The organism is Paenibacillus solani, assembly GCF_001277345.1.
Lineage (GTDB): Bacteria > Bacillota > Bacilli > Paenibacillales > Paenibacillaceae > Paenibacillus_AQ > Paenibacillus_AQ solani.
This window is the reverse complement of the sequence record NZ_LIUT01000005.1, coordinates 144,282-160,922: the sequence shown is the minus strand read 5'-3', so window position 1 is coordinate 160,922 and position 16,641 is coordinate 144,282. Positions and strand designations below refer to the sequence as shown.

Sequence of the window (16,641 nt, the reverse complement as noted above, 5' to 3'; positions counted from 1 at the left end):
CGACCTCCTTCACGTTCTATTCCTTTTTTGCAGCCGCTTCTGCAGCCTGTGCTTTCCGTCCTGTATCAGTTCTGTGCGGTCCGCTGTCTCTTCTTGCTGAGCGGTTCCCGTTTGCACTCTTCTCAGCAACCCGGCGAGCGTATATATGGTCGGATGGCTGAACATGTCAACCACTGACACTTCCTGTTGAAGCGAACGTTGGAGCTTGGAATTCATTTGAATAATATCGAGCGAAGTAGCTCCCAGCTCAAAGAAATTATCATGCAGGCCGACTTGATCAATACCCAGATAGTCCCGCCAAAGCTCAGCTAAAGTCTGCTCTAGTTCGTCCTCCGGAGATGCAAACGGCGTGCTGACGTCGGAACGTGGCGTTGTGCGGGATAAACCGCCCTTTTCCCCATCCACTAGGGATTGCAGGGATGAAGTGCGGGCGGCATGCAGCCGCAGACTCAAATCCGTCGTTGATACCGTTACCTGGGGCAGACCGCAAGCCAGTGCATACCTGAAAACAGCGATTCCTTCCTCAGGGAGCAGTCGGGTCTGCTTGCCCGGACCCTGTGCAGACACCCCCGCTTGCGCAGCGGCGATGGCCACTTCTTGCTCAGCCGCCGCTGCCATCCCGACAGTCTGCCACCCGTCCCAATCAATCGCAACGACATGAGTATTGTCCAGTGCGCGTTTACGGTAAGCATAAGCATCAAGAAACGCGTTGGCCGCACAGTACCCTGCTTGACCCAAGGCTCCCAGCACACTGGTCAGAGAAGAACACAATACGATAAAGTCCAGCTTCCTTCCCGCCAGCACTCGTTCGAGGACACGCGTGCCGTCCACCTTGGCTGTTAATGCGCGTTCTTCAATCTCCCGGGTCCGCCTCTGGATAAGCGCACCATCGGCCGTACCGGCCGCGTGGATAACGCCATGAATCGTTCCGAAGCGGTCGATCGCCCGGGCTACGGCCTGCTCCATTTGCTGCTCATTGCTTACATCCGCTTTGCAAACCAGCACCTCGGCCCCATACTGCTCCAGCTCCTCGAACATTCTTAACTGAGTTGCCAGAGTTGCGTCAGATTCTTGTTTGATGCAGTTTTGCCAGTCCGCTTCATCTCCTATTCCAGATCGGCTGACAAGTACGAGTTTAGCCCTAACGGTCTTCGCCAGATGCTCCGCCAAGGTCATTCCTATACCGCCCAAGCCTCCGGTTATCAGGTATACCCCTTCTTCCCTGAGGCTGGAATTCTCTTCGGAAGCGGCAGGAACCGGAATTGGAACGTATGTCTGCACCCAGCGGTTTAAACCACGATAAGCCACGAAAGTATCCGCAGAAATTGCGATTATTTCGGCTTGTAATCGACCCAATAGCGCTTGCGGCCGATGTTCTGAAACATTCTGCCCGAGCGAATCCGCAATATCGATGCTGCGGCAGCGCACATTGCCATATTCCTGCGGTATCACGAGGCATGCCCCAAGCACCGCTGCTTGTTCCGGCAGCAGCCGCTCTTCTCCTGTCACCTCTTGCATACCGGACGTTACGACTGTAAGCTGCAGCTCATCCTGCAGACCGCAAGTCCCCATCGCCTGAGCAAGTGCAATAAGGCTGAGATAACCATTATCGAGTATCCTTGTGCTGCGGGAAGCGGTCCATTCCTCGGTATGTATGCTTTCCTCCGTCAACCAGGCATGAACAATGCGCTCTGGTATGGTGCCGGCCTCCTTCAAATTCTGAAGCAGCCGGGTATAGTGCTCTTGCTGCCTCGGATCGATCCCATACACTTGATCATTCAGCTTAGCAAATGAATCGGATGGATAAACGGAAATGACCACGCCATGGCCGGCTTGCTGTAACCCCGCTGCCAGCCGGGAACAAACACCATGCTCTGGCGCAAAAACGAGCCAAGTGGCTTTGGCTTTCATGCCTGTAGTCGCCTCTCCGCTCAACAGGGAACGTTCCCAGACTGGCGTGTACAGCCACTCCCCTACGGCATTCTTCTTAACCGATCCGGCAACGTTTTGGAGGCGTGCTTCCTTCGATTGCTTACGAACAAGACCTTGCTTTAGAACATCCGTCTCAAACGGCGGATCAACCCAATAACGCTTGCGCTCAAACGGATACGTCGGTAGTGCTATCCGTCGACGCTGCTCGTTCGCGTGGAATACCTTCCAATCAGGCCGAGCTCCTTCCAGCCACAGGCGTCCCACCTGCTGCTGCAAATAATAGTCGTCGCGCATCTGCTCCTTCACATGACGGATAAGATTAATGACGGCATGCCGCTCTTTCTTGTCCGGATGTCGACGCACGAATGCACTTAATGTGGTTCCGGGACCAACTTCCACAAAAACGGCCCTTTCGTCATGCAGCAGCTCGCACAGACCGTCGGCAAAACGTACGGTGCCGCGCAAATGCCGGACCCAGTAAACGGAATCAACTGCTTCTTCCTTTGTAATCCAGTCTCCGCTTACATTTGAAATATATGGTATGTCGGCGGCCTGCAGCTTCATCCCACTCAACTTCAGGCGAAATGGCTCCATTGCCGGTTCCATCATGGCGGAGTGAAAGGCATGTGATGTTTGCAGCCTAGTGCAGGCCTGTCCTTTTTGATTCAGCTCTTCTTCCAAAAGCTCTATTTTTTCAAGAGATCCTGATAAGACGCACATCGCCGGACCGTTTACTGCCGCAAGCGATAAGCCTTCGTTCAGAAAGGGTATGAGTTCCTGTTCAGGTAAAGGTACGCTTAACATCGCTCCCTCCGGCAGACTGTGCATAAGTTTACCCCGGAGTACAACCAGCTCCAGTGCTTCCTCTACTGTCATTACTCCTGCAAGGCAAGCAGCCACATATTCTCCGACGCTGTGTCCGATCATGGAGGCGGGCTTCAGTCCCCATCCGATCAGCAGATTTGCCAGCGCATAGGAGAATATAAACATGACCGGCTGTGTCACGTCCGTCTGCTTCAAGCGATCACTATGATCCCCGGCAGCTTCGCTGTCGGCGGGATAGAGCAAATCTTTTAAATCAACCTCCATCAATGGACGGATAATATCAAAGCACCGGTCGGCAGCTTTGCGGAATTCCGGCTCATGGTTGTACAGATCCAGCCCCATATTGACATACTGAGCGCCCTGTCCAGGGAACATAAATACGAGCCTGGGCTGTTCGTTGTCGCCAACACGGCTGTAAACCCGTTCAGGAGGCAAGCTGTCCAGCAGCTCCGCCGCTTCTTCCGCAGAAGAACTTACGAGCATACGTCTATGCTTGAATGCCCTGCGGCCGATTTGCAATGTATAGGCCGCATCCGGTAGAGATAAGCCTGGATTAGCTTGTAAATATTCGCGGAACCGAACTGTAGCTTGTTCAAGTCCTGATTCCGTCTTTGCCGACAAAAGGAGTAGCTGCGAATCTCTCCCTTTGGTTTCTTCCGCCCGGGGTGGTGCCTCTTCAAGCACCACATGCACATTGGTTCCGCCAATACCGAACGAGCTCACTCCGGCTCTCAGCGGGTGAAACTCGCTTCTCCAGCTCGTGAGCTCTGTATTGACGATAAACGGACTGCTGGCAAAATCGATTTTGGGATTAGGCTTATTGAAATGTAAGCTCGGCGGAAGCTGCTTGTGCATAAGCGCAAGCACCGTTTTGATGAAAGCCGCAACTCCTGCTGCGCTATTCAAGTGGCCGATGTTCGTCTTGACGGAGCCAATCCGGCAGAACCCTTTTTTGTCCGTCTGGAAAGCCAGCTTAAGGGCTTCGATCTCGACCGGATCACCAAGCGCCGTACCAGTACCGTGCGCTTCGATATAACTGATAGTTTCCGGGGTGACCCGGCTCATCCGCTGCGCCGCCCGGATTACCTCCGCCTGTCCCTCTACACTGGGAGCGGAGTAACCCATTTTACGCGTACCGTCATTGTTCGCCGCCGAGCCCTTAATAACCGCATAAATAGTGTCTCCGTCGGCTAATGCCTGCTTAAGCGGCTTCAACACAACGACTCCTGCCCCTTCGCCGCCGACGGTGCCCTTGGCATTTGAATCGAAAGCACGGCAGTGGCCATCCGGCGAGCTGACCATCCCTTCCTCGTATAAATAGCCTTCCGTCCGGGGTACCGTTACGGTAACTCCGCCAGCTAACGCTATCCTGCATTCGCCCGTAAGCAGTGCTCGGCAGGCCAGGTGAATGGCCAGCAGGGAGGTGGAGCAAGCAGAATCGACGTTCACACTCGTGCCTTTTAAATTCAGCTTGTGGGCAATTCGCGTGCTCAGGAAATCTTTGTCCGACAAAGCCAGTGCTGCGAACTGCTCGGCTGTGCTCTCACTGCGCGAAAGCATGGCCACTAGCTGCCAGTAAATACTCGACGATGCCCCTGCGAACAGACCGATGGCGCCGCTTGTCTGCTCCGTGTCGTAGCCTGCGTGCTCCAGAGCTTCATAGGCGCACTCATGGAAGATCCGAAGCTGCGGATCAATGACTTCAGCCTCACGCGGGGAATAATCGAAAAAATCAGAATCAAACCATTCCGCATCCGGTACGAGCCCTTTCGCTCTTACATATCTGGAGTTTCGAATCAATTCGGGATCAATGCCTGCAGCCTCAAGTTCGCTATCGGAGAAGAAGTGGATCGATTCCTTCCCGTTTCTCAAATTATCCCAGTATTCCTCTATATTTCGCGCTTCGGGAAACCGGCCTGCCATACCGATCACAGCGATTTCCAGCCCGGTGGCCGTTTGTGTATGTTTGCTTTTAGTCATCGTTCGCTCCCTCCAGAATCAGCATCGTCTGCTCCATGGTTTCGAATCCCGCATCTATCTCCTCGTTGTCCGCCATATCTTGGGGCATAGGAACTTCTCCTTTGTCCATCCTCTGCAAATAGCCACCGAGTGCCGAAACGGTAGTGTATTGAAACATGACAGGTACTGGAATGTCATGCCCGAAGGTTTCCTTCAGCATATTGACTACCTGGACCAGCTGGAATGAGTTGCCTCCCAGGTCGAAAAATGTATCCTGCACCCCAATTTTGTCTTCGCTAACCGCCAAGACCTCAGCCCAGATCCGGACCAGTGTGTTCTCGGCGTCACCCTGTGGCGCCACATATGTCTTGCCGGTATGAACATGAGCTTTCGGATCGGGTAAAGCTTTCATATCAAGTTTGCCGTTTGCCGTTACAGGAAACTGGTTAAGGTGGACAAAATAGGCCGGAATCATATAAGCGGGCAGTTGCCCGGAGAGATGCTCCCGAAGCTTAGCAGCAGAGAGATCATCCGGCCCGGTATAGTACGCGCATATAATGTTCTGTCCGCTCTCATCTTCCATGATGCGAATTACAGCTTCGCGAATTTCTGCGTGACGCCGCAGCAGAGCTTCGATCTCACCGGGCTCTATGCGATATCCCCGTACTTTGACCTGGTCATCCTGACGGCCCAAGTACTCCAGCGTTCCGTCTTGGAGCCAGCGCCCCAGATCACCCGTCAAATACAGGCGTTCTTCGGGAGCGAACGGATGAGGCACGAATTTCTCCCCTGTCAGCTCTGGGCGACCGAGATAACCACGAGCCAGACCTACACCGGCAACGCATATTTGTCCAGGCAATCCTGGTGGAAGCAGCTGAAAATTAGCGTCTAATATATAAACCTTGGTGTTGTCGACCGGCCGCCCGATCGGAAGACCTCCGTTATCCGGCTTAATTTCGGTGAACGTAGTCACGACCGTGTTCTCGGTGGGACCGTAATTGTTGAACAACCTATAGCTGCCCGGCTTATACCGCTTCAACCGATCGCCACCCGTTAACAAGATCCGCAGGGGGGACGGTTCCCGGTCCGGCAAATCCATAAACTGCTCGCACATCAGGGTCGGCAGGAAGGCGATGGTGATGCCATTTTCAGTGAAAAAATCATCCAGTTTTTTTGCATCCAGTCTGATCTCGGAAGGCACGATATGAATGCATGCCCCTGCAAGCAGGTAAGGGAACACTTCCCATACTGAAGCGTCAAATCCGAAACCGGCATACTTAATGCTGCGATCCACCGGAGTTATACCAAAAGTGCGATTGTGCCAGAAAGCCAGATTGACAAGCGAACGGTGCTCAATCATGACACCCTTTGGCCGTCCAGTTGACCCGGATGTATAGATCACATACGCCAGATCATCCGCTGTGCTCTCTAATGCCAAATTATCTGCTTCGCCGGCAAACAACTTTTCATCATCCAAACACAGTGTCTTGCGGCCTGTCATTCTACCGATAAAAGCCTGTTGTGTCAGGACTACTTGTGCGCGGCTGTCTTCCAGCATGTACGTTATGCGCTCGTCGGGATAATCCGGGTCTATCGGCAGAAAAGCACCGCCGGCTTTAAGGACGGCCATCATACCAAGCATCATGTCAGCGGAAGGTGCAAACAGCATGCCTACGATGTCACCCGCCCCGATTCCTTCCGTCCGCAGTACCCGGGCAAGCTGGTTGGCCTTCTCATTCAGCTCGCCATACGTCATGTGCTGCCCTCGGTTAACGATGGCAGGCGCATGCGGGGTCCGTGCAGCCTGCTCTTCAAACCATTGCTGAACGGTCTTATGTTCAGGAAATTCGGCTGGACTGCCGGCCAGAGGGCCGAGAAGATCCTCTCTCTCCCCCGGCAGCAGAATGTCGATGCTGTTCAGCGGAAGATCCGGATTCGCCAGCGTCTCCCGCAGCAGAAGTGTGTAACGCGAGACAAGTTTATCTATCGTGTCGCTGCGGTAGAGCTGTGCGTTATATTGAACCGTACCTTCAATGCGATTTTGATTCCTACGAAATGTAAACAACGTAGTCCATTTCACATTCCGGAAATAACGCTCTTCATGAATGTTGTCGAGCAGCAATGCCGCCTCGAATAACGGATGTGCGATGGGATCATCCGTTTGAAGCGCCAACTGTTCCGCCACCATCTCCATCGGATAGCTCTGATGATCCACTGCTGCCACAACCGTATCTTGCGTGTGAAGAAGACATTGTCTGAACGAGAGTGAGTGATCGATCTTAATCCGCAAAGGCAGTACGGAATTGATAAATTCGGCCTCTTCCTTCTGCTTATAGATCGGAGTCCCTAGCGTAACGACACTGCGATTGGACATTTTGGCCAGCAAAACGGCGAGTGCAGCAGATAGTACGACATGAAGCTTTGAATCCGATCCGTTGCTGACTTGCAGCAGGCGGTCCGCCAGCTCCTGCGGGAAGGAAAACGAAGCATATTCAACCGTCACCCCTGTTCCGCGCGTATAATCGCCAGGAAACCCGCTCTTGTCATATTCTCCGGACAATGCGGACAACCAGTAATCCCGTTCCTTGCTCTTTTTAGAAGCTGCCACTGCCAGTCGGTCCAAACGATTTTCAGGCCCCATCCCTATTCCTCCCTTTCTTCCTCCGGCTTTCACTCATAGTCCGAAATCTCCCCGGGCTCCGGCAAGATAGACAGGTTCGGGCTCAGCTAAATGATGAGCAATCGTAATGTCCTTCAGCTTCTTGTCGGGATCTGCCAGAACACCGGATATAATATCCTGCATATAACCTGCATAACGAACAATCGTATCCCTCAGGAATAAACGTGTACTGAATTCAAACTTGAAGGACAATCTTTCCCCGTCCTCCTCCGCAATCAGAGATAAATCGAAATGAGAGGCATCGTGAACAAACGGGAATGGCTCCATCTTCAGGCCGGGAATGCTCATCTCAGGATTCTGCATATTCTGAAGCGCAAATACAACATCAAATACCGGATTACGGGCCAAATCACGATCCTGACCCAACTGCTGAACCATTTCCTCAAACTGGTAGTCCTGATTAGCAAATGCATCCAAGGTTGTGCCCCGCACAGTTTGGAGAAGAGCACTGAAACTCATTTCTTCATCCAATTGATTACGCAGCGGAAGCATGTTAACGAACTTGCCGATAATAAGCTGCAAAGCCTGCTGTTTGCGGCCGATAATCGGGGTCCCTATAATGATGTCTTGTTGTACACAAACTTTGGAGAGAAGCAGGTTGTAAGCGGCGAGCAGCGTCATGAACAACGTTACATCTTCCTTCAGGCAGAGCGACTTCAAAGCTTGGGTCTGCTCCGTACTCAGATCAAAATGGACTCGACTGCCAGCGAAATTTCTTGCCTCCGGACGCGGATAATCCGTGCGCAGAGCTAGCCGGGGAGCTTCCTGCAGCTGATTTAGCCAAAAGGCTCCTTGTCGCTGCTGCTCTTCCGTTTCTTTCATCCGGTTCTGCCATTCTGAAAAGTCCTTATACTGCAACTCAAGCTCGGGTAAGTCACGGCCAGCATACAGGGCCATAAAATCGTTAACGAAGATGTCCTGCGACAAACCGTCCGACACGATATGATGAAGATCTACCATCAATACGTGCCGCTCCTCCTCAAGCTTGATCAGTCCAGCGCGCATCAAAGGCGCCTGGGTCAAATCGAAGGGACGCACGAACTGCGCCACGGCTTCACGGATATTCGTAGTAGTTTCCCCTTCCTCATCAAGTAGTCCGGCGTCCGATGTCCCCGGCTCAATATCACCGCTGAAGTCTGCATATTCAACCTCGAATTCGACGGTTTCGTTGATTTTCTGCATAGGCAGGCCGTTAACCAGTTCAAACGAAGTACGCAAGCTTTCATGACGCTCAATCAGCTGCCGGAGTACCGCTTCCATTCGAGCTTTATTCAGTTTTCCTTTCAAAATGCCGGCGACAATTTCGTTATATCCCGTATGTCCCGTCTCCATCTGCTGGATCAGATACAGACGTTTCTGCGCAGAGGATAACTCGTAATATTCGCGGATTGAGGCCTTTTCGATATCGTGGTAGGTACTCTGTTCCGCCTCATCGATATAGGCGGCAAGCTGCCGGATCGTCGGCATATTGAAAAAGACGGGCAAGCTGATTTCCACCTTCATTTCCCTATGAATCCCGGTTACGACTGTAATTGCCTTGAGCGAATCTCCACCCAATTCGAAGAAATCATCCAGCACCCCGATCCGGTCTATCCGGAAGAATTGCTCCCACATTCCGCAGAGCCTGCGTTCGGACTCTGTTACGGGAGCGATATATTCACCGGACAGCGCGGGACGGGTGTAGAAACCGCCGTCTCCCTTCGGGAGCGGTGCCTCTTCCTGAGCCGTCCGTTTCACCCACTTGTCGATCCGATCCTGCAAGCTGCCGGTCGACAGGACGATCTGGCCTGCTTCCCGGACCGACAACACGCGCCTCAGCAGCTCGATCCCCTCCTCTGGCGCAATAAGCAGCTCGGATATTGAAGTTCCCGCCTGTCCATGAATCGTCTGCTCTTGCTCCAGCTGCCAACCGTCCCAGTTGACACTGGTCCAGGCCGTGCTCAGACGACGGTTTCGATCGTGTACATAGGCATCCATAAAATGGTTCGCTGCCGAATAGGCGGTAAAGCCTAATCCGCCTAGCATCGGAGACAGCGACGAGGCCAGCAGGCAGAAATCAAGCTCCTTGTCAGCCAGCACTCGATCCAGAACATAGAGTCCATACAGCTTTGCTTGGAAATGCTGTTCGCTTAATTCCTCGTCTGTCTCCTCCAGCATCCTAAATGCCGCTTCCCCAGTCATACCCGCTGTATGGATAACTCCGTTTAAGGAACCGAACACTGACTCGATTTGCCGGACAGCCTCCTTCATTTGCTCTAAGTCCGACGAGTTCGCCGTTAACACAAGTACCTCGGCTCCCTGGGATTCGAGCTGCTTTAGCTTGCCAATCTGGACACTAACGGTATTCTCAGGGCCGTGTTCGGTAAGCCACTGTTCCCATTTGTCATTGGTCGGGAATGATGAGCGGGTGGTGAAGACAAGCTTCGCCTGTACGCTTCGGGCCAAATGACCTGCGAGGACCTGACCGATATATCCCAATCCGCCCGTGATCAAATAAACGCCGCCTTGACGGAGTCCCGATGCTTCCGCTTCAGGTTCCGCTATTTTAACGGGTTCATAACCGAGAACCCATCGTTCGTTATCGCGATAGGCAGCCGCCAATTCAAACCGGGCAGCGCCGAACTCGTCAAGCAGGCGGCGGATCAGCCTATCTCTCTGCCAGCTCCCCGCTTCCGGCAGGTTAATATCGATACTGTGACAATGAATGTTAGGTAATTCTTGCGGAATAACCCGGCATGGTCCAAGTACTGTTGCTTTCTCAGGATACAGGACAGATTCGCCGGCAATAGCGTGCATATGATCCGTCAGCACCCACATGTGTATTTCATGCCCTGAAACTTGTTTTTTCAGTGCCTTGCCCGTGTATAACAAGCTGTAGTACCCACGTTCCTGTGTGGCAGTCAGCCAAGATGCACCGCTGTCACAAGAGGATGGAGCGGAAATTCCCCAAGCGTGAAGCAGTAGATCAGGCAAGGTTCCCCGGGCTTCCAGATCCGCAAAAAGCTTCATATAATGATGTTCATTTTGCGGATTCACGATATATTGATGAGCTGTGGCCCGTTCGTAGTGCTCGCCCGCTCTAACGACAACAATTTGCCCTCCGTACTCGGCAATAGACTGCATAATATCGGCGGACAAGCCGTTTTCATCGGCAAATACAAGCCAGTTTCCGGCAATGTTCGTGTTCATGCCGGAGGAGCAAGGAAGCAGCTGTTCTTTTTTCCATGTCGGTACATAGAACCAGTCAGACATGTCGGGCAGCTTGGCCACCTTCCCGCCCGCTCCCTGTGTCTTGCTAGTAGTGCCTCCCCCTGGCAGTGAAGAACCTGAAGTAGTCTCGATCCAATAACGCTGTCTTGCGAACGGATATGCAGGCAGAGAGAGTCGCTGTCGCGGTTCCTCCCCATGATATGTTTTCCAATCGACGGATTGGCCGTAGAGCCAGATCCTCCCGATCCGGTTAACGAGCAGGGAAGTATCCGATACACGGTTCTGCTCAACTGGCATAAGGTTGAGCGCCTGCTGTCCGCGTTCTGTATCGATATAGCGGCGCGCCAAGAGTGTTAAATCCTGTCCCGGACCGATTTCCACGAATAGTCTGCCCGGCTGCTCGACAAGCCGATCAATACCATCCGCAAAACGAACCGTATCCGTCATGTGACGGGTCCAATAATCCGGGTCTGTCGCTTCTTCATCCGTTATCCAATCGCCCGTCGTTGTGGAGACATACGGTATTTCGGGCGGATTTAAACGGACCATTCGGACGGCTTCAGCGAACGCTTCTGCCACTTCCCGAAGCAGCGAAGAATGAGCAGCCGTCGACACCGGCAATCTCATGCATACGTATTTGCCAGCCTTCATTTGCTGTTCGAATGCAGCGATTTCTTCTTCAGGTCCAGACACTATGCAGGAAGGCCCGTTGACAACGGCCAGTGATAAGGAGCCGCTAAGAAGGGGTTTAATATCTTGCTCAGGAAGAGGCACGCTGAGCATCCCGCCTGGCGGCACCTGCTGCATCAGCTCTCCTCGCAGTATGATGAGACGCATTGCTTCTTCCAGCGACATGACGCCAGCGAGGCATGCGGCAGCATACTCGCCGAAGCTGTAGCCGATCATCGCATCCGGCTTCACTCCCCATGACAGGAGAAGATGCGCGAGCGAGTATTCGAGCATAAGCATGGCAGGCTGAATATGTTTAGTCTGATTTAATTGAAGGGACGCTGCCGCAGTCTCCGCTTCCGCGTCCGGGTACAGCATTGCCTGCATATCAGAGCCGGTAATGTCGAGATATAAACGGAAGCAGCGGTTCATCTCTTCTCGGAACACAGGCTCGGTCTCATACAACCCCTTACCCATGTTGATATATTGCGATCCCTGCCCGGAGAACATAAACACAATTGAACCGTGTTCCTCTCTCGTCGTGCTGGAGATTACTTTCCGCGTATCGAAGCTTGCCCTGTCGGCAGAAGGCGTCAGTGCCGCTGCCGCTTCCTCAACCGTGCTGCAGGAGAGCATGCGTCGGTATCTGAAGGAATGACGGCCGGTCTGCAAGCTATACGCAACGTCGGCCAGATCCACCGAGGGATGCTCCTTGAGATAGACGCCCAGATTGGCCGTCATTGAATCGAGCGCATCCGGTGTTTGTGCAGACCATACCAGTACCTGATTGGCTCGGCCTTTTCCCGAGTCTTCCTGAACAGGAGCCTCTTCCATGACGACGTGGGCATTCGTTCCGCCTATCCCGAAGGAACTGACTCCCGCGCGCAGCGGGTAACCATCGCTGTGCCAATCGGTCAGGCCGGTATTGACCATGAAAGGACTGTTCGCGAAATCAATATTCGGATTCGGGGTCTCATAATGCAGGCTGGGCGGAATCTGTTTATAATGAAGCGCCAGCGCCGTCTTGATCAATCCCGCTACCCCTGCTGCAGCATCCAGATGTCCTATATTCGTTTTAACAGAGCCTATTCGGCAGAAGCCGGTCTTGTCCGTCCGGAATGCCTTCGTCAACGCCTCGATCTCGATCGGATCGCCAAGCGTGGTTCCCGATCCGTGCGCCTCAACGTAGGTGATACTCTCGGCCGGAACTCCTGCGGATTCATGAGCTCTAGCGATTACATCCGCTTGGCCCTGTACGCTTGGCGCCGTAAAACCGACCTTGCGGCTGCCGTCATTGTTGATGGCCGAGCCTTTGATTACCGCATAAACCCGGTCACCATCCGCGATTGCTGTCTCGAGCGATTTGAGCGCCACGAATCCGACACCATCTCCGCCTATCGTTCCCTTTGCTTTGGCATCGAAGGTGCGGCAATGACCGTCCGGTGACTTTACCATTCCTTCCTGATACAGATAACCCGATTTATGAGGGAGCACGATCGACGCGCCTCCGGCTAGAGCCAGATCGCAGTCCCCGTTAAGAATAGACTGGCAAGCCAAATGTACAGCTACCAGTGAGGTAGAACAGGCCGTTTGTAAACTAATCGCAGGACCTTTTAAATTCAGCTTGTGAGATATGCGGGTGCTGACTGTGTATGAGTCGTTTAGCGAATCAACCTCAAACATATCCGATAAACTCCCGTGCAGGCGGTCAGACAGCTGCGACAGCCAGTGGAAATTGTTCGTAACCCCGGCAAACAGCCCGATAGACCCAACATGTCGCTGCGGGTCGCAGCCGGCATCTTCCAGAGTATGCCATGCGCATTCATGCAGCAGTCGAACTTGGGGATCCATCATCGCCGCCTGATCGGGTGTATATCCGAAGAAGGCCGGATCGAAGTGGTCCATCTCATCCAGCACGCCCTTTGCTTTGACAAACTCCGGCCGTTTCAAAAGCTGACGGTCAAAGCCATACTCAGCCAGTTCGTCATCCGAAAAAAAGGAGATCGACTCTCTGCCCTGCTGTAAATTGCTCCAAAACTCACCGATGGTTCGTGCACCGGGGAATCTGCCGGCCAAGCCGATAACTGCAATGTCCCGGCTGCCTTGATTCCCGTGCTCTGCACGGCCCGATTGTGCCAGAGAAGGCTGCTCGTTCTTCCTGCTGGCTGCTGAACTCTCGCTCTTCCGATCTGCCGATCGTTCAGTATCACCTGCCAAATGCGCAGCCAGATCATGCACGGTGGGGTATTGAAATAGCGTGACGATTGGAATCTCACGCTTAAGCTGTCTTTGCAGCTTGCTCTGCAGTTGGATTAGATTAATCGAATTGCCGCCTACTTCAAAATACTTATCGTGGATACCGATGCGCTCCAGCTCTAGCACGGCTTTCCAGGCATCTGCGATCAGATTCTCCAGCACTGTCCTCGGCATCGCCGCTTCCTGGATCTCGCGGGGAGCCTCCGCAAGCGCAGGCAGTGCCTTGCGGTCCAGCTTTCCGTTAGGTGTCAATGGTATCTGGTCCAACTGGACAATGTGAGAAGGTATCATGTAATCGGGTAATTTTGCGGCAAGATACGCCCGCAGGTCAGATACGGACACCGTCTCGGAAGCAGCCACGTAGGCACATAACTCAGTTTGAGCGCCCCGTCGCTGCACCGTCACCGCCGCTTCTTGCACAGATTTGTGCTGCAGCAGCATCGACTCAATTTCACCAACTTCGATGCGGTGGCCGCGGATTTTGACTTGCTGATCCATTCGTCCCATATATTCAATGGTTCCGTCTTCAAGCCAACGCGCCATATCGCCAGTCTTGTAGATCACGCCGCCAGGGCGGAAGGGATCCGGTACAAATTTCTCCGCCGTCAATTCCGGCCGATTCAAGTAACCGAGCGCAACACCGTCACCTCCGACGATCAGCTCGCCGGGAATGCCGATTGGCAGCAGATTATCATAGCGGTCAACAATATAAGCCGTAGAGTTGCTGATAGGCGGCCCGATCGGAATATGCTCTTTAAATTCACGGTCGATACGGAAGCAGGTCGAAATAACCGTGTTTTCGGTAGGGCCATACGCGTTCCAAATCGTCAGTCCAGGACAAACTTGCCGGACTGCCTCAACATGCTTCGGAGAGAGTACATCGCCGCCAACGACCAAGTTCCGCATTGCGGCGAACATGTCCGGACGCTGCTGGGCCAGCTGATTGAATAATGCCGGAGTCAGCAGTCCGCCCGATATTGCGCGCGTACGCAAAAAGGCATCCAGTTTGGCATTGTCAAGCAGCGTATGCTTGTCCGCAATATGCAGGCTAGCCCCGTTCAAGAGCGCTCCGAACACCTCGAATGTTAGAGCATCAAAGCCGATTGCTCCTGCCTGAAGGACGCAGTCATGCGCTTCAAACTGGACGTGGTTCGTGTTCCGAACCAGCCTCACGATTCCTCGGTGTCCGACAAGGACACCTTTGGGCTTACCGGTCGAACCCGATGTGTACATGATGTAGGCCGGATGTTCCGGACTGCCTGCCGGAGGCAACTCGGATGCTTCGCCGCGATGAAGCAGATCTTCGTCCAGCTTCAGCACCTGAGCATGGTCCGGTACCATAACCTCAAAGCCCGGTGAAGTCAGCACCGTGTCCACATTGCCATCAGAGAGCATATAGGCGATCCTGTCGGAAGGATGTGCGGAATCAAGCGGCAGATAGACCCCTCCCGCTTTGAGTATGCCAAAGATTCCGGCAATCATTTCTGTCGATCTGTTCGCCATCAAGCCCACAACCTGGCCGCTTTCCATGCCTTTCGCCTGCAGCGAACGAGCAATCCGGTTAGCCTGTTCATTCAATTCGCGGTAGGTATAGGATTTCCGCTCATCTGTTACAGCCAAACTCTCTGGGGACAATAGCGCGTGTTCCTCGAACAGCCCATGAACCGTTTTCTCACTGGGATAATTCGAAGTCGTCAGATTGAATAACAGAATTCGCTCCCGTTCTTCATGGGTAAGAATCCCGATATCTTTCAGCCTTGTCTCCTGGTAGGTGGCAACCTGAGCTTGGGTGATTTGTTCAAGAATACAGAGGTATTGTTGAGCAAGCCTCTTGACCATATCCTCGTGATACGCCTGGTTATTATAAGAGAAGGTTATTTCCAGCTTTTCGGCCACTGTAATACGGAGTGTCAAATCGAACTCGGTCTCTTCCTCAATGTGATGGGGTTCAATGATAAGCGGTCCGTCGGTACTTGTAACCACTTCATCCAGCGGGTAATTCTCCACTACGACTAGGGTATCGAACGGACTACCTTCAGCTCGGAGCCCTCCGTATGTTTTAATATCTGTTAAGGAAGTGTTCGCATGCTCTTCGCTTGCTTGAATCGATGCATTCACCTCGGCCAGGAGTTCGATGATTAATTTATCCTGACCAACCGTCATGCGAAACGGCAGCGTATTAATGAATAAGCCAACCATATGTTCCATTACCGGAATAGTCGGATTGCGTCCCGACACAGTAGTACCGAATAATACGTCGTCACTGTTCGTATAGTGCTGAAGCAGAATCCCCCACGCCGTATAGAATAGAGCGGCCTGCGTCACTTCCTCGGAACGGACCCACTGGTGAAGTCCGGCAGTGAAGGTGCTATCCCGTTTTTCCGAGTATGAAGCCATAACCGGTATCGCCGAAGCTTTTGCGCTCCTTGTAAGAATAGGCCGGTTCTGCATGTCACGCAGGTATTGGCTCCAGTAGTTCTCTTGTGTTGGCTTGTCCTGCTGCTGCAGCAGTGAGATAAACTGCTTCAGATGCGGCTTAGCTTGCCGTCCTGGCTTTTGCCCCTGCGCCAGCATCAGATAGGCGCTTCGCCATTCCTTCAACAGGATTCCGGTGCTCCAGCCATCAAACAAGATATGATGAAAGCTCATTAGCAGGGTGTGCTTGCGCTCGGTCTGCTTACACAGCGTCAAGCGGAAGGGAACCTGATCCAGCTTAAATTTTTCCTTTTTATCGGCGGCAATACACTCTGCAATCAGTCCAGCCTGTGCATTCTCGTCATAATCAGAATAGTCCTCATAACGAATAACGGGACGGTGTTCACGCAGCACGATTTGAACAGGCTGGTTCACTTCCTCCCAGCGGAACAAAGACCGCAGCGCCTCGTTGCTCTGCACAACGTAAGCCCACGCCTGTTCAAACAACGATGGCTTCAGCTCCCCGCTGACGGCAAGTGCGATCAACTCTACATACTGCGTAGTTTCGGGATCTCTCAAGTATTGAAGCAGCATCCCGGACTGCATAGGAGACAATGCCAAAATATCTTCAACATTGCTTTTGTCCAGCTTCTGAGGTTTCTTCACACTCTCACCCATCCTTTTCTATTCGAACT

At 53.0% G+C, this 16,641-nt stretch carries 3 protein-coding genes; all 3 read right to left on the bottom strand.

Annotated features, from left to right (window positions below; translation table 11 throughout):
* Positions 1-9: 9 nt before the first annotated feature.
* From AM231_RS21030 to AM231_RS21020, 3 genes are read right to left on the bottom strand one after another with little or no spacing between them, the layout of a single operon-like run.
* Positions 10-4,737, bottom strand: coding sequence for a type I polyketide synthase (locus AM231_RS21030; protein ID WP_054404373.1), 4,728 nt, complete (start codon positions 4,735-4,737; stop codon positions 10-12).
* Positions 4,730-7,357, bottom strand: coding sequence for a non-ribosomal peptide synthetase (locus AM231_RS21025; protein ID WP_054404372.1), 2,628 nt, complete (start codon positions 7,355-7,357; stop codon positions 4,730-4,732). The genes AM231_RS21030 and AM231_RS21025 overlap by 8 nt, the downstream gene beginning before the upstream one ends.
* Before the next feature lie 33 nt (positions 7,358-7,390).
* On the bottom strand, positions 7,391-16,624 hold the full coding sequence (locus tag AM231_RS21020; RefSeq protein ID WP_054404371.1) for a hybrid non-ribosomal peptide synthetase/type I polyketide synthase: 9,234 nt from the start codon (positions 16,622-16,624) through the stop codon (positions 7,391-7,393).
* Positions 16,625-16,641: the final 17 nt, after the last annotated feature.

Bases quoted from the DNA above. Each gene is read 5' to 3' on its own strand.
- AM231_RS21020 (WP_054404371.1), bottom strand. From the start codon at position 16,624: ATGGGTGAGAGTGTGAAGAAACCTCAGAAGCTGGACAAAAGCAATGTT.
- AM231_RS21025 (WP_054404372.1), bottom strand. From the start codon at position 7,357: ATGGGGCCTGAAAATCGTTTGGACCGACTGGCAGTGGCAGCTTCTAAA.
- AM231_RS21030 (WP_054404373.1), bottom strand. From the start codon at position 4,737: ATGACTAAAAGCAAACATACACAAACGGCCACCGGGCTGGAAATCGCT.